This is a genomic window from Streptomyces sp. NPDC037126, assembly GCF_055605965.1.
The window spans coordinates 323656-344355 of record NZ_JBVJTD010000006.1; the positions used below are offsets into that span (position 1 = coordinate 323656).

A 20700-nucleotide genomic window follows, 5' to 3' on the forward strand; every position below is an offset into this window, starting at 1 on the left:
ATCACCGGCGGCGCCCCCTTCGGGTCGCGCGGGTCGCCAGCTCCTCGTACGCCGGGGCGTCGCCCGCGCGGACGCGGTCCCAGGCGAGGGCGAACAGCTCCGGCACCGGGAGCAGCGGAACGGCGCGCCGATGAGCGGGCACCGGGTACAGCCCCTCCTTCCAGGTCTCCACCGGCAGTGCGGGCGACTTCAGATCGCGCCAGCCGCACGGCAGGAACAGAGTCCGCCCGGCACGCGGCCGTTTGGCCTCCACCACCAGGTCCGTGGCGGCCAGCTCCGCGCGGGCCTTCTTCAGGCGCGCCGGCTTCCAGCCCGTCCAGCGGGCGCAGTTGCGGTCGGTCGGGTCGGGCAGGGCCAGCAGCTGGAGATAGAGCGCCGCCGCGTCCTCGCCCAGCCCGTGGGCGGCGGCGACCTCGGCGACCAGCTCGGGCACGGTGACGGCCGGGTCCTGCGCATACCCCGAAGGGCCCTCGGCACCCACTTCCACGGCGCGGCCCAGCTGCTCGCCGAGGAGCGTGCGCAGGGCGCGCAGACCGGCTCCCCGCTGGGGTCCGACCAGCCCCTCCAGCAGCCCGAACACGGCGTCGTCGGGCCCGGACAGCCCGGCAGGCCGGATCAGGACCGTCTCCGCGTCGCGGTACCAGGGGCGCAGCACGACCGCCTCGGTGACCCGGGTGCGGCCGTACGCGTCGGCGCCGCCGGTCGCGGGCAGCCCGTACGCCTTGCGCAGCTCCGCGGCGGTGGGGCCGCCCTTCTCCGTCATCTCGACATCCAGGCCGAGCAGCAGTCCGGGGTCGGACATCCGGTGGCGCACGGCGGCGAGACCGCCGGGGAGCGCGGAGCGCAGCGGGTGGCCGTAGGGCAGGCCGTAGGCGAGTGCGGCGAGTGCGTCGACGGCGTTCGCCAGGGCGTACCGGCCGGGTATCGCGGCCGGGTCCTCGGGCACGAGGTCGCCGTCCTTGTCCGGCCGCAGGACCGTGGTGCGGCTCAGCCACGGTGTGCGGGACGGGTTGAGCACGTCCTCCGCGTGTCCGAGGCCGAGCATGGCCAGCTCGGACCTGACGTCCTCGGGCACGCGGACCAGCGACCCGAACCGCTCGGCCCACACCCGGCCCGCGCCGTCCGTGTCCGGGCCCGCCGTCCACAGGGCGGTCGGGTCCACGGGCAGCAGCGCGCCCAGCAGTGCCGTACGCGCCTCCGGGCCCAGCCCCTGCAGCAGGGCGTCGCCGAAGACCCGTTCGCGGGGCTTCAGCCCGATGGTGGCCAGGCCCTCGGCCGCGGGGTCGTTCGGCTGCCCGGCGAGCAGTACGGCGGCCTGCACGGGACCGAGGCCGCCGCCGGTCGCCGCCACCAGCGCCGCGGGGGCCTCCGGCTGCCAGGGTGCGGCGCCCTTCTCGCGGACGAGGCGGGTGACGCAGGCCAGGTCCCCGGCGGAGATCGCCGGGTCGTAGCAGGCGTCCGCGTCCAGCGTGAAGTGGGCGACCGCGCCGAACACACCGGACGGATCGTGGTCCAGCGCCAGCCAGTTGACCCGGTCCCGCTGCGTGTCGATGCTCTGGCAGCCGAGGATCGCCACCGTACGGCCGGCACGGCGCAGCACCTGCCCGACCCGCTGCTGCTTGTCGTGCGGTTCGGTCAGCACGATCTTGCGGAGCGTGCCGTCGGCGGAGGCGAGCGGACCCTCGGCGAGGGCCTCGAACAGCAGGAGCAGCGGCTCCCGCCGGGCATCGGACAGGGCCGGTGAGCCGGCCCGGTAGGCCAGCGCGCGCAGCAGACCCAGCAGGGGCGGCCAGACCATGCCGATGCCGGGGATCGTGTACTCGTCGCTGCGCCAGCCGTCCCCCAGTGCGGCCTGCCGCTCCCGCTCGGGCAGCGGCTTGCCGTCGGCGGGGCCGCCGGACAGCACATGGTTCACGGCGCGGACCTGGCGCAGGGTGCTCCACTGCTCGCCGTGCCACCAGCCGTGCAGACCGCCGAGGCCGGCCATGGCGTCGTACAGGCTGCGGTCGTCGCCGTGCTCGGGGCGGTAGTCGGCGAACATGCCCTCGGCACGGTTGCGCGCAAGCGCGGGCCGCTGCTGCGGAGGACGCGCGAAGGAGGTCGCCGAGTCCACGATGCGCAGCGCCGACCTGACCAGCGCGGTGACACCGGTGAGGAGCCGCGCGTCGGTCAGTTCGGGCAGTGCGCGGGCCACGGCCTGCCGGACGACCTCGTCCGCGGCCGGTACCGCGGCCTTGGCGGTCTGGTCGTCGCCCGCGCGGGTCAGCAGGTCCTGCCGTTCGGCCAGCGCCTCGGCGGCGGCGCGGAGCAACCGGGCCGCCTGCTCGGAGGTCAGGGCGCGCAGCACGGCCGAGCCCCCTGCGTCGCGCGGGCGCAGGGCGTGCCAGAAGGGCAGCGGGGGCACCAGCCGGGTGCCGGCGGCGAACTCGCCACCGGGGCCGTTCGGCGTCACACGCCCCAACTCCCCGGCGCCGAAACCGTCGTCGCCCGTGGACATCAGACCGATGCCACGGAACATCTCCACGACGACGGGCTCGGCACCGCCGGGCAGCCGCAGGGCGCCCACCGGCACGCCCCCCGCGTGGCCGGCGGCCACCGGTACCGACACGGTGCGCCCGTCCGGCGTGCCGGCGGTCCGCAGTTCTCCGGCCGCCTCGCCCTCCGTGCGCACCCAGTGTCCGAGCACCGTGCCGTCGGTGCCGAACGGGCTCTGCTCCAGGCCGGGTTGGAGCGGCAGCACCTCGCACCGCTCGGGCAGCAGCTCGGCGTCCTCGCGGATACCCGCGCGTAGCAGGGCGGGCAGGGAGGCGCGGCCGTGCGTCCCGGTGGCCGGGTCGTACTCCAGCCACACCGTCTGCCGGCCCTGCCTGCCCTGGCGCCAGTACGTGCTGCCGTCGCCGATGAGGCCCCGGGTGGGCGGCAGGACCGTGTCGCCGGCGTGCAGGGTCCGGCCGCCGGTGGCGCGGCCGCCGCCCGGCAGCGGGATGGACGGGACGACCGTCTCGTTCCCGGACCACCAGGACGGCAGCTGCTCGCCGCCGAGTTCGAACACCTCGGCGGGCCGGGCCGACCAGTAGCCGTACTGCTTGCTGCCGTGCCGCCACATCACCAGCAGCTCCCCGTCCACGAACCGGAAACGGGGGCGCTGCCAGCGGTCCAGTTCGTGCGGCAGCCGCATGTCGTGGTCGAGGAGCACCTGCTCCGGGCCGACGACGACCGCCTTGTGCCCGCGGCAGAGGATCAGCGCCGGCCAGGCCTCGTGCACGGCCACCGAGTTGTCCTCGCCCTTCCTGGTCTCCGTGTCGAGCCGGGCCAGCGCCTCGTCCAGGGCCGGCCAGCCCAGCTCGTCCAGGATTCCGGCGCGCAGGGTCCGGGCCAGCAGCGGCGCCGTCTCGTACCCGGCGACCCGGGCGACGGCCTCCGGGTTGACCTCGGAGGCCGTCACCCGGAACGGGCGGAGCCGGTCCAGGGCGGTGCGGGCGCCCGGCAGGCCCGCCGCGCGCGTGAAGTCGTCGGCGGCCTCGTCGAGCCAGTCCCGCAGCACCTCGGAGAGGACCGGGTGTTCGGCGACCGTGCGCAGCAGCTCGCGGGAGCGCTGATGGCTGCCGACCTGGTCCACGGCCTCGTGCAGCAGCCGCCGCAGGCGCGGGTCGGCCGCCACGGCGGCCAGGTCGCGGGCGCCGGCCCGGGAGTCCGTCAGCCAGGAGGGCAGCGGCAGGAACACGCGCTTCCCGGTGCCCGGCAGGGTGAGCGGGACCTTCTCGGCCAGGCACAGGTCCAGCAGGTCGAGGTCGGCCCCCGCGTGCCAGCCGCCGGCGAACAGGGCCACCGGGCGGCCGGCGGCGCGCAGCAGCGGGGCCATCCGCCGCACCAGCTCCTGCGTGCCCGGCGAGCGCAGGGAGTACGAGCCGCCGTGCTTGCGGAACGACGCCCAGCGGCTCAGCCACCCGGCGGGGTCGACGCCGTGCTCCGCGGCCGCCGCCGCGTCGGTCAGCAGCCGCTCGGCACCGCTCTCCGCGAGCAGCGTCAGCCAGAACTCGTCGTCCTCGACGCCCCGTCCGAGACCCGCCGGCATGATCTCCAGCAGGCGCGCCCGCACCTCCGGCCTGCGCTCGGCGAGCACCGGCAGCACGGCGCGGTAGGCCGTCCAGAAGGACCGGGGCGCGCGGACGGCGGCGGGGGAGGCGAGCAGATCGGCGACCAGCGCGCACTCCTCGGTGACCCGGTCCAGGCCGGCCGCCTTGACCAGCCCGCGCGCGTCCTGCGGCAGCGAGGCGTACGGCGGCATGCCGGCGGCGCACCGCTCCACCGTCAGCTGCCGGAACTGTGTCCAGGCCGCGGCCGGTTCGAGCCGGCCGGTGAGGTCCCTCACGTACTCCTTGAGGGCCTTGACGGTCAGTGCCCCGGCGAAGGCGAACTCCAGGAACACCGCGCGCTGCCGCGCCTCGTCCACCGTCAGCGCGTGTACCCGCTCGGCCTCGCGGGCCTTGCCGAAGAACGCGGCGGCGTAGGTGGTGTTCTCGTGGCCGAGGAAGACCCGCGCGGCCTGCTCGTAGAACGTCGGCAGGAAGTGCGGCACGGTCCGCCCGAGCCGCTCGCCGAGCGTCTCGAAACCCTCCTTGGCCGTGCCCGGACGGGACTTGGCCTGCCGGGCGAGCCGTTCGACGTCCTTCACCAGGGCGAGCGCGTGATGACCGTTCGCCGGGTCGTTGACCAGCGCCCAGGCCGGGAAGCCGAGCGTCTCCCGGCGCACCTGCCCGACCTCCGGCGTCGCCGGCGCCCGGGTGAGGCCCAGGAACTCCAGAGCCAGGTCCTCGGCCTCGCCCAGGGTGCCCGGCACCAGCCGGACCACCCGGCGGTCGTCCAGGGCGGGATGGGTGTAGGTACGGACGGTGAGACTGTCGGCGTCCTCGCGCGCGGTGCTGCCCGGCGGCAGCACCGCGCCGGCGTCCAGGAGCGCGGTCACCGTGGTCTCGTCGTACGTCATGCCGCCCGCTCCTCGTCCTCGATGTCCCGCCCCGCGTACAGCGCGGCCGCCATGCGCACGCCCTCCGACCAGGCCACCGGCCCGACCTGACCGAGCCTCAGCACCCGCCCGCCGGGGCCGGCCCACTCCAGCGGGCCGGTCTCGGTCTGCGCGTAGCTGTCGTAGTCACCGATCCAGACGCGGGCCTCGACGGTGCGGCCGTCCTCTACCACAGAACACACCGCGTAGCCGCCGCGCACGCGGTAGCCGAGCTGCGCGGCCCGCCCGTGCAGGAAGCGCAGCTCCTTGAAGGCCCCGCCCGCGTACTCCTCGACCTGCGTCGCCTCGCCGTCGACCGCGGCGGGGCGGTGCCAGACCTCGCGGAACAACTGCTGGGCACGCTGTTCGACACCCAGGTCGACGGCGAACTCCCGCAGTTCCTCCAGGTCTTCGAGCAGGACGGGGTGCGGGATGCGGACCTGGGCGGGGGCGATGCGGACGGTGTCGCCGTCGAGGTCGACGAGGCCGAGGCCCCGCTCGGGGTCGGCGTCCCGCAGGAATCCGGCGACCTCCCCGTCGGCGCCGGTGACGATGAGGTCGCGCAGTGCGGCCTGCCAGGCGGGGTCGGGCCACACGCGGGCGACCACGTCGAGCGGCACCGGCAGCGAGCGGACCATCCACCGCTCCACGTCGGCCAGGCACTGCCGTTCGTGCCGCTCCAGCCACTCGACGAGCTGCCTGAGGCCCACGACCGCGGGATCGTCGGCGATCTTCGGCGGCACGGTCTTCAGCCGGCGTCCGGCCGCGTTGCGGCACACCACCTTCCCGCCGTCGAGGGCGACCTCGTAGTCGCCGGCCGACACCCACCCCATACGTGCCTCCCCGCACCGCAGTGATCAAGTGACGGGAACTCTAGGGGAGGCCACTGACAACGCCCCCCGGGGCCGGAGGGCGTTGTGGACGAGCGGGGGCGTGCCGGGACGGTCAGTCGCGGCCGGCCTCCTTCTCCTTCTTGGCGTTCTTGATCCGCACGGCCTCCTTGCGGACCTCCGCCTGGGTGGCGCGCTCCTTCTCCAGCCACTCGGGCCGCTCCTGCTTGAGCGCCTCGATCTGCTCCGTGGTCAGCGCCTCGGTGACCCCGCCGCGCGCGAGACCGGCGATGGACACGCCGAGCTTCGCGGCGACCACCGGACGCGGGTGGGGGCCGTTGCGGCGCAGCTCGCTCAGCCACTCCGGCGGGTTGGCCTGCAGCTCGTTCAGCTCGGCACGCGAAACCACGCCCTCCTGGAACGAGGCGGGGGTGGCGGGGAGGTACACACCCAGCTTCTTCGCCGCGGTGGCGGGCTTCATCGTCTGGGTGCTCTGCTGCGAACTCATGGGGTCAAGGGTATCGGCCGGGTGCGGGAGCGCCGACCACGGCCGGTAACCTGGCCTGGTGACAGGCTCGGAGGAATCACCGTCGTTCCGGCTCGCGTACGTACCCGGAGTGACGCCCGCCAAGTGGGTGAAGATCTGGCACGAGCGCCTGCCCGACGTCCCGCTCACCCTCGTGCAGGTACCGGCCGACGAGGCGCCGGAACTGCTGCGCGCGGGCGAGGCCGACGTGGGGCTCGTCCGGCTGCCCGTGGACCGCGACTTCTTCAGCGCGATCCCCCTCTATGCCGAGACGACCGTGGTCGTCGTGCCCAAGGACCACCTGATCACGGCCGCGGACGAGGTCACCCTCGCCGACCTCGCCGACGAGGTGCTCTTCCACCCCCTCGACGACGTCTTCGAGTGGGACGCCCCGCCCGGCGAGCCCGCCTTCGAGCGGCCCGCGACGACGCCCGACGCCGTCGAGCTGGTGGCGGCCAACGTCGGCCTCCTGGTCGTACCGCAGTCCCTGGCCCGCCTGTACCACCGCCGGGACCTCACCTACCGTCCGGTCGTCGACGCCCCGCAGTCCGGCGTCGCCCTGTCCTGGCCCCAGGACGCCACCACCGACCTGGTGGAGGACTTCATCGGCATCGTCCGCGGCCGCACGGTCAACAGCACGCGCGGCCGTACGGCGGCCAAGCCGGCGGAGAAGCCGGCGGCCGACAAGAAGCCCAGGCGTGCCGACCAGGGCGGCACCCGGCAGAAGCCCGCCGCCAAGTCGGCGGGCCGGGGCGGGACGGCCCGCACGGGTGCGGGAAAGACGGCCGCGAAACGGGGCAAGCCGCGCCGGCGATCGTAGGGGGGCCGTGTCAGCCGTCGAGCGCGGGAGCAGGAGGCCGCGTCAGGCGTGAAACACGGGAAGCCCTGCGCGTAGGGGCCGCGTCAACCGTAAAGCGGTGGGGGGCGGCGTCAGCCGTTGAGACGTGGGGGCCGCGTCGTGAGCGGGCCGGTTCAGGCCGCCGGGTCGGGTTCCTCGGGGCGCGACTCGCTCGGCACCGGGACGGCGACCACCGGCTGCACCTGCCACTCCCGCAGGTCGATCACCGCGAGGACCAGGGCGATCGCGATGATCCCCACCGCCGTGAGCAGACCCAGCTGCAGGGCCACGGCCGGACTGCCGGCGTTGGCCAGGTGTGCGAAGTACACCGCGCCGACCGCCGCGATCCCGGCCGCGGAGCCGATGCGCTGCGCGGTCACCAGCACACCGCCCGCCGCCCCGGCCCGCTGCACCGGAACGCTCGCCAGCGTGAGCGTGGTGTTCGGGGAGATCGTCACGCCCGAGCCGAGGCCCGCGACGAGCAGGGGCAGCGCCGCCGCCCAGCCGACCCCCCGGCCCGGCACCAGCTGCACCGCGATGATCACCCCGAGCAGGCCCACCGCCACCACGCCGAGGCCGACGATCACCAGTCTGCGCCCGTGGCGCACGACCATCCTGCCGCCCGCGGCGGCCCCGACCGCCGAACCGATGGCGAAGGGCAGCGAGGAGAAGCCGGCCGCGAGCGCGCTGTAGGCCACACCGTTCTGCAGGAACAGGGTGTAGACGAAGAAGACCGTGGTGAAGCCCGCGAAGTAGACCAGGTTCAGCAGCACGCCGAGCGAGAAGGACCGCTGGGTGAAGAGCCTGAGGTCGAGCAGGGGCGCCTGCCCGAGCAGCCCCTGCCGCCGCTCCCACGCCCAGAACGCCGTCAGCAGCACCGCGGCCACCGGCATCAGCACCCACTTCATCCGCCCCGTCCACTGCTGCTCCTGCACCAGCGGAAGCATCAGCGCGAGCACGCCCGCGCCGAGGAGCAGCACTCCCGGCAGGTCGATGCTTTCCCGGCGCCCCGGCGGGACCGGGGTGCGCGGCAGCAGGCGCAGCGCCGCGCAGAAGGCGGCCACCCCGATCGGCAGGTTGACGTAGAACACCCAGCGCCATCCGTCGTCGGTGCCGAACAGGTGGATGAGCAGCCCGCCCGCGGGCGGGCCGATCGCAGTGGAGAGCCCTACGACGCTGCCCAGCATGCCGAATGCCCTGGCCCGCTCCGAGCCCTGGAACATCTGCTGGATCAGCCCGGTGGTCTGCGGCGCCAGGATGCCCGAGGCCACCCCCTGCAGCAGCCGGAACAGCACCAGCCAGCCGGCCCCCGACGCAAGGCCGCAGGCCGCGGAGGTCACGGTGAACAGGGCGAGTCCGAACAGGAACACCTCCCGGCGCCCGCGCAGGTCGCCGAGCCGGCCGGCCGGGACCAGGGCGAGCCCGAAGGTGAGGGCGTAGCCCGAGACGACCCAGGACACGTCTGCCGTGTCGGCGCCGAGGCCGCGCTCCATCGAGGGCAGGGCGACGTTCACGATCGAGCTGTCGAGCAGCGTCATGAAGCCCGCCGTCAGACAGACCCAGAGCGCCTGCCACTGCCGGCCGCCGGCGGCACGCCGGGTCTGGTCCATGGTCATGGGGCCACGCTAGGCAGCAGTCACGCTCCGCGCACGCCACGATGCGGCGCCGGGCGCGTCGACATCCGCCCTGGTACGGCTGTTTTCGCGGCGTACGCACGACTGTTCCGTCGGTCGGGCGGGCGAGGTGCCGTTCGGCCACCCGAGTGCCGGCCCGGGGGCCCTGCGCGTCGAGCGCTCAGTGGCCGGCCGTGTCCCGGAGCCACGCGTACGCCGACTGCGCCGTGAACTCCGCCTGCCCGCCGCGCAGCAGCGGGCTCGCCGTGGCGAACACGGGGGCGTCGGACTGGGCGGCCACGTAGGGGATCGCGACGCACCGCATCCCGGCCGCGGCGGCAGCGCCCGGCGCCGCGTCCTCCAGGACCACGCAGTCCGCCGGATCCGCGCCGGGCCGCCGGGCCGCCTCCAGGAACACGTCGGGCGCGGGCTTGCCGTGCGGGACCTCGTCGGTCGAGACCGCCGTGCGCAGGAAGGCGTCCAGGCCGGTGCCCGCCAGGATCGCGGCCATGGCCTCGGGGGAGGAGCCGGACGCGACCGCCATCGGTACGCCCTCGGCGGCCAGCAGCTCCACGAACTTGTGCATCTCGGGGTACGCGCGCGTGTGGGTGCGGGCCAGCTCCAGACAGCGCCGGTTCATCGCGGCCAGCAGCTCGTCCGCGGGAGTGCGCAGGCCATGGCGCTCCCGCCAGATCGCCACCGTCTCCCGGGTGCTGATCCCGACGTAGCCCTCGTGGTCGGCCCCGCTGAAGTCCGGCACCCCGTGCTCGGCCAGGGTCCGCCGGCTCGCCTCGTAGTAGTTCGGTTCGCTGTCCACCAGCGTTCCGTCGAGATCGAAGATGACCGAGAGGGCGCCGAGGTCGCTCATGCCGTCCAGCATGCACAGGGTCAGCCGCGGGCCGCCCGGCCGACCGACTCCACCAGCGGCAGCAGCCTGAAGGGCACGCGTTCGCGCAGGGCCACCTCGGTGCGGGTGCGCACCACGCCGGGCAGGCTGATCAGCTTCTGGATGACGTCCTCCAGGTGGGCGTTGTCCCGGCCCACCACCCGGGCGAGCAGGTCCCCGCCACCCGTGATCGAGAAGGCCTCCACGATCTCCGGTACGGCGGCCAGCGCGTCCCCGACGTCGTCGAGATGCCCCTGGGTGACCTCGATGTGCACGAACGCCAGCACCGGATGGCCCAGGGCGGACGGGGACAGCGAGGGACCCGTGCCCGTGATCACGCCCTCCCGCTCCATGCGGTCCAGGCGGGCCTGCAGCGTGCCGCGGGCGACACCGAGGATGCGCGCGTACTCGCGCACGCTGGTGCGCGGCTGCTCCAGCAGCAGTCGCAGGATGCGGGTGTCGAGTTCGTCCACGGCCATGACGTACGACTGTACCAATGGCTCAGCGTCCCACTGCTCCCGTGTACCGCCCGACCTGGTCCGTTGGCTTTCCCTCGGGCGCCCGTACCGAAGCGCGGCCAGGCCATTGGTCCAGTGATTCGGACAACACTTGAGCCAGTGACCTCCGTGATGGTCTCATGGAGACGTCGATGGCGCTGCGGGTCTCCGCGGCGCCTTTTCCATGTCGTTCCGGGGCACCGCATCGCGGTGTCCTCCAGGGGAGGAAAACAGTGCTGAAGAGGGTGTTCGTGGCTCCGGACCCGGGGCGGGCGCGGCTGCGCTTCGCCGCGCGGGCCGTCCTCGGCATCGGGCTGGCGGTCGTGGTCTGCCTTCTCGCCGGGAACTCCCTCCCCGGCGCGGTCTCCGGCGGCCTTGCCGCGCTGCTCGCCCTGTTCACCGTCTCCGACGCCACCATGCGCGGACAGGCGGTCACCACCGCGCTGCTGCCCGCCGTGGGCCTGCCGGTGCTCGCGGCCGCGGCCGAGCTGCACGCGTACCCGGTGGCGCGGGACCTCGCCTTCCTCGCCGTCGTCGGCGCCGGCGTGTACGCGCGCCGCTGGGGACCGCGCGGGCACAGCCTCGGCGTGTTCGCCTTCATGACCTTCTTCGTGGCCCAGTTCCTGCACGCCACGCCCACCCAGCTGCCGGAGCTGTACGCCGCCGTCCTGCTGTCCGTGCTCAGCGCGGCCGTGATCCGCTTCGGCGCCTGGTGCTACGAGCGCCGACTGCCCCCGGCCCCCGCACCCGCCGCACCCACCGGGACCGGGCTGGCCCGGGCGACCACGCGCCAGGCGGTCCAGGCGACGGCGGGCGCGGGCTTCGCCCTGGTCGTGGGCCAGCTGGTGTCCGGACAGCGCTGGTACTGGGCCGTCGGCGCCACCTGGTGGGTCTTCGTGAACACCGCCTCGCGCGGCGAGACGCTGGTACGCGGATTCCGCCGCGTCCTCGGCACCCTGCTCGGCATCTGCCTGGGCTTCCTCGTCGCCGTGCCCGTCCACGGCGCGCCCGTCCCGACGGCCGTCCTCGTCGCGGTCGCCGTGTTCGGGATCTTCTACACCGCCGCCGTCTCCTACACCTGGATGATGCTCTGGGTGACCGTGCTCGCCGAGATGCTCTACGGCCTCCTCGGCGTCCTCAGCCCGGACCTGCTCGCCCTGCGCCTCACCGAGACCGGCGTCGGGGCCCTCGGCGCCATGCTCGCGGTGCTGTTCGTGCTGCCGGTCACCACGCACGCGACCACGGACGCCTGGATCCAGCGAGCCCTGCGCTGCGTCCACGCCTGCACCGCCGAGGCCGCGGCGCGCCTCGCCGGCTCCCCGACGGCGGACCCGGCCCCGCGCGTGGCCGAACTGGAGCACCTGCTCGGCCGCGTCCGGCTGTCGGTCGCGCCGCTGGTGCACCCGCTGAACCCCATGCCCGCCCGCAAGCGGCGCGCCCGGCGGGTGCTCGCGCTCCTCGACGACTGCGCCCGTGAGGTCCGTGGTCTGGTCGCGGTCGCCGCCGACCCCGAGGCCTCCCACGACGCCCGGCTGGCCGCGGCCTGCTGGCGTGTGGAGTCCGCCGTCGAGGCGCTCACCACGGGTGGCGCCGAGCCCGTCCGGCACCCCGCGGAGCCCCCCGCCGAACCCGCCCTGGCCCACCTGCACGGCCTGGAACGCGCCCTCGCCGACCTGGCCGAGCCGCTGCGGGCACCCTCCGGGTCACGGCTGGTGGGCGCCTGAGGCCTCCCCGCGCGCCGAACGCGGCTCACCGGCCCCCCGCCGTACGGCGGGGGGCCTTTCCGTACCCGAAGCGGTGTAAGTGACCTCCCCGCTGCTTCACCCATTTGGTCTAGACCGCCCCTGATCGCTGCTACCGTCGGCCCCGGACTGGCTCGACCGAGGCTCGACCGAGAGGGGACAACGGTGGAACAGGGCGGCAGCGCGGGCAGGCGGCGGGCGTTCGTCGGCTCGTTCACGGCGGCGGGCGGACCCGGACTGGTGACCGCCGAGGTCGCGCCCCACGGCGGCGCCCTCACTCTGGTCGCCGCCGTGAACGACGTACCGGACCCCTCCTACCTGGCCCTCTCCCCGGACGGCGAGGCGCTCTACGCGGTCAGCGAGACGGCCGAGGGCGCCGTCGCCGCCTACCGCGTCGGCGGGGACCGGCCGGAACTCGCCGGGCCGCCCGTCCCCGTGGACGGCAGCGGACCCACCCACCTCAGCCTGCACGCCGGGCATGTGCTCACCGCGAACTACGGCTGCGGCAGCGTCACCGCCGTGCCCGTCCGCCCCGACGGCACGCTCGCCGCCAAACCGTCCGGCAGGCTCCAGCACACCGGCTCAGGCCCGCACGACCGGCGCCAGCGAGGCCCGCACGCCCACCAGGTGCAGCCCGACCCCTCCGGCCGGTGGGCGGTCAGCGTCGACCTCGGCACGGACTCGGTGCGGGTGTGCGGCATGGAGGAGGGCGCCCCGGTGCTGCACCGCGAGTTCGCGCTGCGACCCGGCTCCGGCCCCCGCCACCTGGCCTTCCACCCGGACGGCGCGCACGCCTACGTCGTCAACGAACTCACCCCCACGGTCACGGTGTGCCGCTGGGACGCCGCGAGCGGCACCCTGAAGCCGCTCAGCGAGGTCCCCGTGCTGCCGGGCGCCCCGGCCGGCGACGCCTACCCGTCGGGCATCGTGGTCTCGACCGACGGCCGCTTCGTGTGGACCGCGACCCGGGGCGAGGACGTCCTGTCGGTCCTCGCCGTCGAGGGGGACGGGATCAGGCTGACCGGCACGGCGCCGTGCGCCGGACACTGGCCCCGCGCGCTGGCCGAGCGGGACGGCTTCCTCTACGTCGCCAACGAGCGCTCCGGCGACGTGAGCTGGTTCGAGGTGGACGAGCGGACCGGCCTGCCCCGCTACGACGGCTCGGTACAGATCACCGCGGCTTCCTGCATCGTCTTCGGCTGAGGGGCTGAGGGGCTGAGGGGCTGAGGGGCTGAGGGGCTGAGGGGCTGAGGGGCTGAGGGGCTCGGGCGGGCCGGCGCGCTGATCAGCTTGGTTGCGCTCGGCGGCCCGTCACGCCGCACCGGCCCCGACGCCCCCACGGCTGCCGCCGTACGCCCGCCGCCGGTACGGCGAAGGGCCCACCCCCCGAAGGGAGCGGGCCCCGGTTGTGCGGGTGCCGTGGAGCTCGTGCTGCGACCGGAAAGGTTCACCGGCTCGCGACGCCCGGCACGGCACTCCGCCAGCCTTCGGCCGGGGGTACCCGCACGCCGCGTTGTCGCATCACCCGAGTACATCCAGTACGCGGGCGATGCTCCGCCTTGCGATGTACCGCACCGGACGCCGCGAGCTTTCCGGCAAACCTAGCCGGACACAGCACTAGCGGACCGGGGTGCCCTGCGGCTGCTGCGGCGCGATGCCCAGTGCCGTCGTGTACTTGGCGAGGGCCAGCTTGCCGATCGCCGGGTAGGCGCCCAGCGCCTCGGCCGTGGCGCAGCCCGCCTCCTCCGCGGCCGCCGCGAGCAGCGCCGGGTCGATCTCCGGGCCGATCAGGTACGGCGCGAGGGCCAGCTGCTGCGAGCCGGAGGAACGCAGCTGCTCGGCCACGGAGGAGATGGAGCCCTCCTGGTCCAGCGCCGCGGCCATCACCGGCACGGCCAGGCGCGCGGCGAGCAGCATGCCGGTGATCCCGGCGGCCTGCACGGCCTCGTCGCCGCCGACGGAGGCCAGGATGATGCCGTCGGCCGCGGTGGCCACGGTGAACAGCCGCGCGCGGTCGGCGCGGGCCAGACCCGCCTCGGACAGGCGGACGTGCAGCGCCTCGGCGAGCAGCGGGTGCGGACCGAGCGCATCGGTCAGATCGGCGGCGACCCGGCTGTCCATCACGGACTGACGGATCTGGCGCAGCAGCGCGCTGTCCGGACCGGCCAGCAGCGGCACGACCACGGCGACCGGGCCGTCGGGCTCCTTGACGCCCTCGACACCCGCGGCGACGGCCTGCTGGTAGCGGGCGGCCCGCTCGTCGGCGGCGCGCGCGAGCACGGACCGCAGCGCGGGGAACTCGGTGTCGTCCCCGTCCAGGTATCCGATGCGAACGTCCAGGCCGGGAAGCTCGGAGCGGGCGATGCTCACGACCTCCTCGGCGAGGCTGCGGGTGGCGGCACCGGGCACGCCGGGCACCGCGAGGACGAGCGCGGGCGCGCCCTCGGGAGCCACCAGCGGTTCCGGTCGGCGGTGCCGTCCGGGTTGGCGGGGTCGCGGCATTCGTACTGGCAGGCCGGACGCGGGCCCAGTGGGGGAGCTCATGGCGCCGCATGTTACTGGCTTATTGGGCTCCCCTGTTCGGGGAGGGTGCAGGTGAGCGGTATCCGTCCTGTTTTGTCTGATGAGTTACGGCCTTGGGGCACGTGTTCCCGGCACGTGCCGGGAACATGGGACGACAAGGGGATCAATCCACCTATGTGGGGACGTCACTGTGCTTGCGTCGTGACGACGTGCAGCATCGTCGGTTCACCCGGCAGGGTGAGCCGGCCGGCCGCCAGGTCGGTCGCGATCCGTACCGAGCCGTGCAGCGGGTCGCCCTCCGCCGGGACCTGCCGTGCGTGCGGCAGCCTGTCCGCCAACTCCTCGCGCAGCGGTACGAGGAGGGGGTCGCCCATCTTGAACAGGCCACCCGTGAGCGCCACTTCCGGTACCCCGTCCGCCGGGCACACGGCCGCGGCGGAGTCGGCCATGTGCCGGGCCGCCGCGCGCAGAATGCCCGCCGCGACCTGGTCGTGCCCGGCGCAGTCGGCCACGCGGGGCGCGAACGAGGCCAGCACGGCGGGCCGGTCGGCTCGTGGGTAGAGTAGTCCGGGCAGCCCGCTCACCGGCCCGAACTGCTCCTCGGCGCAGGTCAGCAGCGGGGCGGAACCGCCGTCGCGGCCGTCGTGGGCGCGCAGCGCCGCCTCCAGGCCGGCCCGCCCGATCCAGGCGCCGCTCCCGCAGTCGCCCAGCAGGTGTCCCCAGCCGTCGGCCCTCCGCCAGCCCGTGAGGTCGGTGCCGACCGCGATCAGCCCGGTCCCCGCGGCGAGCACCGCGCCCGGACGCGGGCCGAGGGCGCCGACGTACGCGGTGACGGCGTCGGCGGCGAGCGCCACCTGCCGCACGCCCAGCTCCCGTGCGAGGGCGTCCGGCAGTTCCGCGCGCAGGGCGTCGCCCAGGCCGGCGAACCCGGCGGCGCCCACGACGGCCGTGCTCAGCTCGTCCACGCCGGCTTCCTCGGCCGACGCCCGTGCCAGCGGCACGAGTTGGGCCATCAGATGGCCGGGGTCGATGCCCCGCGCACCGGTACGGACCGGCTCCCGTGTCTCGCGCGGCGCGGTCGGCGCCCGCCCCGGGTGACCGGCGGTGACCCGGAGGCCGGAACCGCCGGAGTCCACGGCGAGATATCCGGCGGCGGTCACGGCAGACGCCAGTCCACCGGCTGCCCTCCCTGCTGGATCAGCAGGTCGTTGGCCTGGCTGAAGGGACGCGAGCCGAAGAACCCGCGGTCGGCGGACATGGGCGAGGGGTGCGCGGACTCCACCGCCGGCAGTCTTCCGAGCAGCGGACGCAGGTTGCGGGCGTCACGGCCCCACAGGATGGACACCAGCGGCTTGCCGCGCGCTGCCAGCGCCCGTATCGCCTGTTCGGTGACCTCCTCCCAGCCCTTGCCGCGGTGGGCCGCCGGGCTGCGCGGGGCGGTGGTCAACGCCCTGTTGAGCAGGAGCACGCCCTGCTGCGTCCAGGGCGTGAGGTCGCCGTTGGACGGCTGGGGCAGCCCCAGGTCGGCGTTGAGCTCGCGGAAGATGTTGATCAGGCTCGGCGGCAGCGGGCGTACCTCGGGCGCGACCGAGAACGACAGGCCCACCGCATGGCCCGGGGTCGGATAGGGGTCCTGACCGACGATCAGGACCCGGACCTCGTCGAAGGGCTGCTGGAAGGCCCGCAGTACGTTGGGTCCGGCCGGGAGGTAGGTGCGTCCCGCGGCGATCTCCGCGCGCAGGAAGTCGCCCATCTCGGCGATCCGTCCGGCCACCGGTTCCAGGGCCTTCGCCCAGCCCGGTTCGACGATTTCATGCAAGGGTCGTGGTGCCACGGGCGTCACCCTACTGCCGTACGGCGCTCGGCGATCAACCGATGGCCAGGGCAGGACCGGACACCCGCGCCCCCCCTCGGCACGCTCAACCCACCACCGCCGCCCGGACGCACAGCACGTCCGGCAGGTGGGCGGCCAGTTGCTGCCAGCTGTCGCCGTCGTCGGCCGAGGCGAACACCTCACCGTTGCGGTTGCCGAAGTACACGCCCGCCGGGTCGGCGTCGTCGGTGCACAGGGCGTCGCGCAGCACCGTGCCGTAGTGGTCCTCCGCCGGCAGGCCTCTGCTCAGCGGCTCCCACGTCTTGCCCGCGTCCGCCGTACGGAAGACGCGGCAGCGGTGCTCGGCGGGCACCCGGTCGGCGTCGGCGTTGATCGGGAAGACGTACGCCGTGTCGCTGCGGTGCGGATGGGTGGCCGCCGCGAAGCCGAACGTGGACGGCAGGCCCTCGCCGATGTCGGTCCAGTGGGCGCCCGCGTCGTCGCTGCGGTACACCCCCCAGTGGTTCTGGAGATACAGCCGGTCCGGGTCGACCGCGTCCCTGGCGACCTTGTGCACGCACTGGCCGAACTCCGGGTTCGGGTCCGGCAGGAACACCGCGGAGACACCGGAGTTGGACGGTGTCCAGCTCGCGCCGCCGTCGCTGGTGCGGAACACCCCGGCCGTCGAGACCGCCACCGTCACCGCCCGCTTGTCACGCGCGTCCGTGAGCACCGTGTGCAGGCCCTCACCGCCGCCGCCGGGCACCCACCGGGACCGGGTGGGGTGTTCCCACAACGGCCGGACCAGTTCGAAGCTCTCGCCGCGGTCCTCGGAGCGGTACAGCGCCGCCGGTTCCGTGCCCGCGTACACCACGTCGGGCTCGGCGGCGGCCGGGTGCAGCTGCCAGACGCGCTCCAGGGAGGCGCCGGTGTCCTTCGGGAATCTGACGGCCGGCCGGGACGGTTCCGTCCAGGTGCGGCCCAGGTCGTCGGAGTGGAACACGGACGGGCCCCAGTGTGCGCTGTCGCCGCCCGCCAGCAGCCGCGGCGCGGGCCCCCGGGTGTCGATCGCGACCGAGTAGACCGCCTGCGCGTTGAAATACGGACTCTCGTCGAACTCCCAGGGGCCGCCGCCCCGCCGCCGCCCGATGAACAGACCCTTGCGGGTGCCCACGGCGAGCAGTACCTCGGTCATGCCGATCACCTCCGGGACGCCATCGTCCAGGTAGTCGTCAGATATCGGCCAGTCTGCACCCCGCCACTGACACTCTCCCTGGGAGAGCTCGTTCCCGCAGGTCAACGCGGCGCCGTCGGTCCGTGGCCAAGATCGTCCGGGCCGGTTCCGGGATGCGCCTGCGCGAAGAGGGCGTCTCGTGCGACCGTCGGGGTGACGGCTCGTCGTGAGCAACGGAGCGATCTCTCCCGTATGGAGGGACGGTCCGGCCGGTCGGTGCGCTCGTGAGGAGGATGCCCTTGATGGCGTTCCGTGGTCCGAAGGTGTGGCTGTGGCGCTGGCGGCGCAACCCGCTCAAACGCCGGGCCGACGTGGTGGAGGGCTGGGTGGTGCTCGGCGTCTGGCTGCTGACCCTGCTGGCCGGGGTGCTGGCCGGCCTCGCGGCGGCCCGGGCGGTCGAGCACGGGCTGGCCCGGGAGCGCGCGGACTGGCGCCCCGCCGTGGCCCGCGTCGTCGGACAGGCCCCGGGCACGCGCCCCGCGCAGAAGCACACCACCGGCGGCGAGCGGGTGTGGGCCAAGGTGCGCTGGACGGCGGCCGACGGCTCCGCCCACACCGGACAGGTCCGGGTGGCACCCGGCAGCACCGCGGGATCCCCGGTCACCGTGTGGACGGATCCGCAGGGCCACCTCGTGAACCGCCCCACCACCGCCTCCGAGGCCACCTTCCGGGGCATCCTCGTCGGCGGCCTGGTCGGCATCAGCGCCGCCGCGCTCCCCTTCGTCGGCGGCCTGGTCCTCCGCGGCCGCCTGGAGCGCGGCCGGATGACCGCCTGGGACACGGAATGGGCCCGACTGGGACCGCAGTGGGGGCGGATGGTCTGAGGCCCGTACGGCGTGCCCCGAGGCATCCCGACAGGCCCACGGCGAAGGGGCGATCGGCGTCGGCGAGCAGCCTTCGCCGACCCTCGGCCGCGGCGCCGCGAGTACACCGGGGAGGGGCTCTGCCCGGCTGCCCTCAGCGCCTCGCACTACGGCGGCCCCGCTCCGGCCCTCCGCCTTCGGCCGAAGTGGGCGCCTCCCCGCCCGATGCCCCCGAGCGCCGCCTGCGCGGCACCAGAGTGGCCCGGCCGCCGGCGGCATGTGAAGAGGCGGCCCGCTGCCCTACGACTTGGCCAGCACCTCCCGGCACGCCCGCAGCAGCGCCTCGTCCTTCGGGATGTCCCCGCTCGCGTAGCCGGCTTCGTGGGTGGTGTGGCGGTGGGGGCCGGCCAGTTCGGTGGTGACCAGGTCCAGCAGGGGCTCGGCCGCCGCGCCCATCGAGGCGAGGCGGCGGGCGACGGGGCCGCGGGTGCGCGGGTCCTCGGCCCAGGCGGCCCGGAAGACCGGCAGGACGGGTTCCGGGTCCGCGTCGATGAGCCACAGCGCCCACGCGGCCGGGATTCGCTCCCGCACCGGCCCCGACCATGCGGCCCGGCGCAGCTCGGGCAGGGCGGCGCGCGCGGCCGGGCCCAGCCTGCCCAGCCGGTGGGCGGCGAGACGGCGGCTCGCCGGGTCGCCCTGCGCCAACTCGTGCAGCAGGAAGGGGAGTGCGAGGGAAGCGTCGCCCTCGGCCGACCACAGCGCGCCTGCCGCGGCGGCCGCGTGTCGGGTGTACAGCAGCGTGTGCAGGAGAGGTACCGCCCGCGCCGTGGCGCCGAACGCCTCCAGCGTCTCGATCACCTGGACGACGAGGGCGTCGCGCGCCCCGAGGCCGTCCGGGGCACCCTGGAGCAGTCGCAGCACCTCCGGCACCGCCTCCCGGTCTCCCACGGCTCTGACCCCCGTCAGCAAGGGGGCGGCCAGCCGGGCGGCTGCGGGGGAGGCCAGGGGGACCCTGCCGAGCCGGTGGCGCAGCGCCGGCGCGAGCGGGGCCGCCGCCCGGCCCAGGTGGGCCAGTTCGAGCCCCAGGCCCGGCGGTGCCGCAGGCCCCGCCAGCAGCCGGGCCAGGGGCAGGACGGCCCGTGGATCGCCGCTCCTGGCGAGGGCCTTGAGCGGGCCACCGAGCGTGGGGGAGCCGCGTTCCCAGCGGTGGATCCACAGGTCGGGCCGGGCCGTCACCAGCGCGTGCAGGGCGTCCGCGGCGGGCGCGGCCAGGGCGAACAGCTCTCCCAGCACCGAGACCGCCGCGTCCCGTAACCGGTCCTCCTCGGCGTCCAGTTGGCTGCCGAGCAGCCGGACGGCCCCGGTGTAGTCGCCGCGCCAGCCACGGAACAGCCCCGCGGACAGCCACACCGCGTTGCACCGGTCCACCGGGTCCGGACTGGTCAACTGGCCGATGAGCAGGGCGATACGGTCGTCGACCCGGTCGCCGAGCGCGCTGTGCAGGGTGCGCAGCAGCTGGGCGCCCTCCTCGTCGGAGGGACGCAGCCGTCGCAGCCGCTCCACGAGGGTGTCCGGGTCGCCGTGCTCACGGACCTCGACGCGGTGCGCGGACCGCTCCCTCAGCAGCCGAACGGCCGTCGGCACCAGGTCGGCGGGGAGGCGGGCGGGCGCGCCCAGCGCGAGCTGCCCGAGCGCGGCGAGCCGCGGCCCGGGGGCGAACGGCGGCGCGCTCTGTTCGGCCAGGAGGTCCACCGCGCCGTCGGCGTGCGCGGGGTACCGGCGGGCGAGCAGGCCGAGCGCCTCCGTGAGGGCCAGCAGGACGCGGTCGTCCCGCTCGGCCCGGATCCGGCGCCGCAGCAGGTCCAGGACCTGTGCCGGATCACGTGCGAAGCGCACCAGGGCCCCGGCGGCGCCCCGGCGCACCGCCGGGTCGGGGTCCTGGGCGAGGCGGCCGAACACCTCGCCGCCCGCGCTCACCGCCTCCCGTGCGCGCCGGTCCCCGCTCTCGCTCTCCGCGCCTATGCTGACCAGCAGTTCCAGGATGCCGCCGCGGTCCGGCACCTCCTCGCGGGCCGCGAGCGAGAACAGGAACGGGACGCAGGCCAGCGTCGAGTCGTACACCCTTCCCTGGTGGTGCACCGCGCCGTACATCCCGTCGAGCGCGGTCGCCCGCTCGGCGGTGTCCGTGGACGCCAGCGCCCGTAACCATCCGGGCACGTCCTCGGCGCTGCCGTACGCGTGCCGCAGCGAGGCCCAGTCGACCTCGTCGATCCCCGTGAACACGTTGTCCTCCCCAGACGAGTGCCACCTGATCGCGAGTGTGCACCACGGGACTGACAACGGTGCGGAACCGCACGCTGACTGTGTGCGATCCGTCGGCACACACCGGC

Annotated in this window: 15 protein-coding genes; 4 read left to right on the top strand and 11 right to left on the bottom strand. The window is 74.9% G+C overall.

Annotation, left to right across the window (positions count from 1 at the left end):
- Position 1: 1 nt before the first annotated feature.
- From ACZ7FF_RS17340 to ACZ7FF_RS17350, 3 genes are all read right to left on the bottom strand, one after another.
- Positions 2-4987 carry a hypothetical protein gene (locus ACZ7FF_RS17340; protein ID WP_470813043.1) on the bottom strand — a complete coding sequence of 1662 codons (4986 nt, stop codon included), beginning with the start codon at positions 4985-4987 and terminating at the stop codon, positions 2-4.
- Positions 4984-5838 carry a DUF4132 domain-containing protein gene (locus ACZ7FF_RS17345; protein WP_470813044.1) on the bottom strand — a complete coding sequence of 285 codons (855 nt, stop codon included), beginning with the start codon at positions 5836-5838 and terminating at the stop codon, positions 4984-4986. The genes ACZ7FF_RS17340 and ACZ7FF_RS17345 overlap by 4 nt, the downstream gene beginning before the upstream one ends.
- A gap of 112 nt (positions 5839-5950) precedes the next feature.
- Positions 5951-6343: a DUF5997 family protein gene (locus ACZ7FF_RS17350; RefSeq protein WP_470813045.1), complete on the bottom strand. Its 393-nt coding sequence runs from the start codon at positions 6341-6343 to the stop codon at positions 5951-5953.
- A 58-nt stretch (positions 6344-6401) separates the two neighbouring features.
- Between ACZ7FF_RS17350 and ACZ7FF_RS17355 the strand changes: the two genes are divergently transcribed.
- Positions 6402-7181 carry a LysR family substrate-binding domain-containing protein gene (locus ACZ7FF_RS17355; protein WP_470813046.1) on the top strand — a complete coding sequence of 260 codons (780 nt, stop codon included), beginning with the start codon at positions 6402-6404 and terminating at the stop codon, positions 7179-7181.
- Between the two features lie 152 nt (positions 7182-7333).
- On the opposite strand, the gene ACZ7FF_RS17360 is transcribed toward ACZ7FF_RS17355, so the two are convergent.
- The 3 genes from ACZ7FF_RS17360 to ACZ7FF_RS17370 all read right to left on the bottom strand — a co-directional run bounded on the left by ACZ7FF_RS17360 (position 7334) and on the right by ACZ7FF_RS17370 (position 10177).
- Positions 7334-8815: an MFS transporter gene (locus tag ACZ7FF_RS17360; protein ID WP_470813047.1), complete on the bottom strand. Its 1482-nt coding sequence runs from the start codon at positions 8813-8815 to the stop codon at positions 7334-7336.
- A gap of 178 nt (positions 8816-8993) precedes the next feature.
- Positions 8994-9680, bottom strand: a complete 687-nt coding sequence (locus tag ACZ7FF_RS17365) for an HAD family hydrolase (protein ID WP_470813048.1) — start codon at positions 9678-9680, stop codon at positions 8994-8996.
- A gap of 20 nt (positions 9681-9700) precedes the next feature.
- Positions 9701-10177: an Lrp/AsnC family transcriptional regulator gene (locus tag ACZ7FF_RS17370; RefSeq protein WP_470813049.1), complete on the bottom strand. Its 477-nt coding sequence runs from the start codon at positions 10175-10177 to the stop codon at positions 9701-9703.
- Positions 10178-10428: 251 nt separating this feature from the next.
- On the opposite strand from ACZ7FF_RS17370, the gene ACZ7FF_RS17375 reads away from it, so the two are divergent.
- Together ACZ7FF_RS17375 and ACZ7FF_RS17380 are read left to right on the top strand one after the other, a co-directional pair.
- Positions 10429-11919 carry an FUSC family protein gene (locus ACZ7FF_RS17375; RefSeq protein WP_470813050.1) on the top strand — a complete coding sequence of 497 codons (1491 nt, stop codon included), beginning with the start codon at positions 10429-10431 and terminating at the stop codon, positions 11917-11919.
- 183 nt (positions 11920-12102) lie between these two features.
- The gene (locus tag ACZ7FF_RS17380) at positions 12103-13140 is read left to right on the top strand and encodes a lactonase family protein (protein ID WP_470813051.1); all 1038 of its coding nucleotides are present in this window, start codon (positions 12103-12105) and stop codon (positions 13138-13140) included.
- A 414-nt stretch (positions 13141-13554) separates the two neighbouring features.
- On the opposite strand, the gene ACZ7FF_RS17385 is transcribed toward ACZ7FF_RS17380, so the two are convergent.
- The 4 genes from ACZ7FF_RS17385 to ACZ7FF_RS17400 form a co-directional block, all read right to left on the bottom strand.
- Complete coding sequence (locus ACZ7FF_RS17385) at positions 13555-14481, bottom strand: sirohydrochlorin chelatase (protein WP_470813052.1); 927 nt, start codon at positions 14479-14481, stop codon at positions 13555-13557.
- Positions 14482-14645: 164 nt separating this feature from the next.
- Positions 14646-15620: an N-acetylglucosamine kinase gene (locus tag ACZ7FF_RS17390; RefSeq protein ID WP_470813053.1), complete on the bottom strand. Its 975-nt coding sequence runs from the start codon at positions 15618-15620 to the stop codon at positions 14646-14648.
- Complete coding sequence (locus ACZ7FF_RS17395; RefSeq protein ID WP_470813054.1) at positions 15617-16294, bottom strand: uracil-DNA glycosylase; 678 nt, start codon at positions 16292-16294, stop codon at positions 15617-15619. Before ACZ7FF_RS17395 ends, ACZ7FF_RS17390 begins: the two co-directional genes overlap by 4 nt.
- Before the next feature lie 85 nt (positions 16295-16379).
- On the bottom strand, positions 16380-17468 hold the full coding sequence (locus ACZ7FF_RS17400; RefSeq protein WP_470813055.1) for a WD40/YVTN/BNR-like repeat-containing protein: 1089 nt from the start codon (positions 17466-17468) through the stop codon (positions 16380-16382).
- Between the two features lie 281 nt (positions 17469-17749).
- Between ACZ7FF_RS17400 and ACZ7FF_RS17405 the strand changes: the two genes are divergently transcribed.
- Entirely contained in the window at positions 17750-18331 is a 582-nt protein-coding gene (locus ACZ7FF_RS17405; RefSeq protein ID WP_470813056.1) for an Rv1733c family protein, read from the top strand.
- Between the two features lie 279 nt (positions 18332-18610).
- On the opposite strand, the gene ACZ7FF_RS17410 is transcribed toward ACZ7FF_RS17405, so the two are convergent.
- Positions 18611-20593: a HEAT repeat domain-containing protein gene (locus ACZ7FF_RS17410; protein WP_470813057.1), complete on the bottom strand. Its 1983-nt coding sequence runs from the start codon at positions 20591-20593 to the stop codon at positions 18611-18613.
- Positions 20594-20700: the final 107 nt, after the last annotated feature.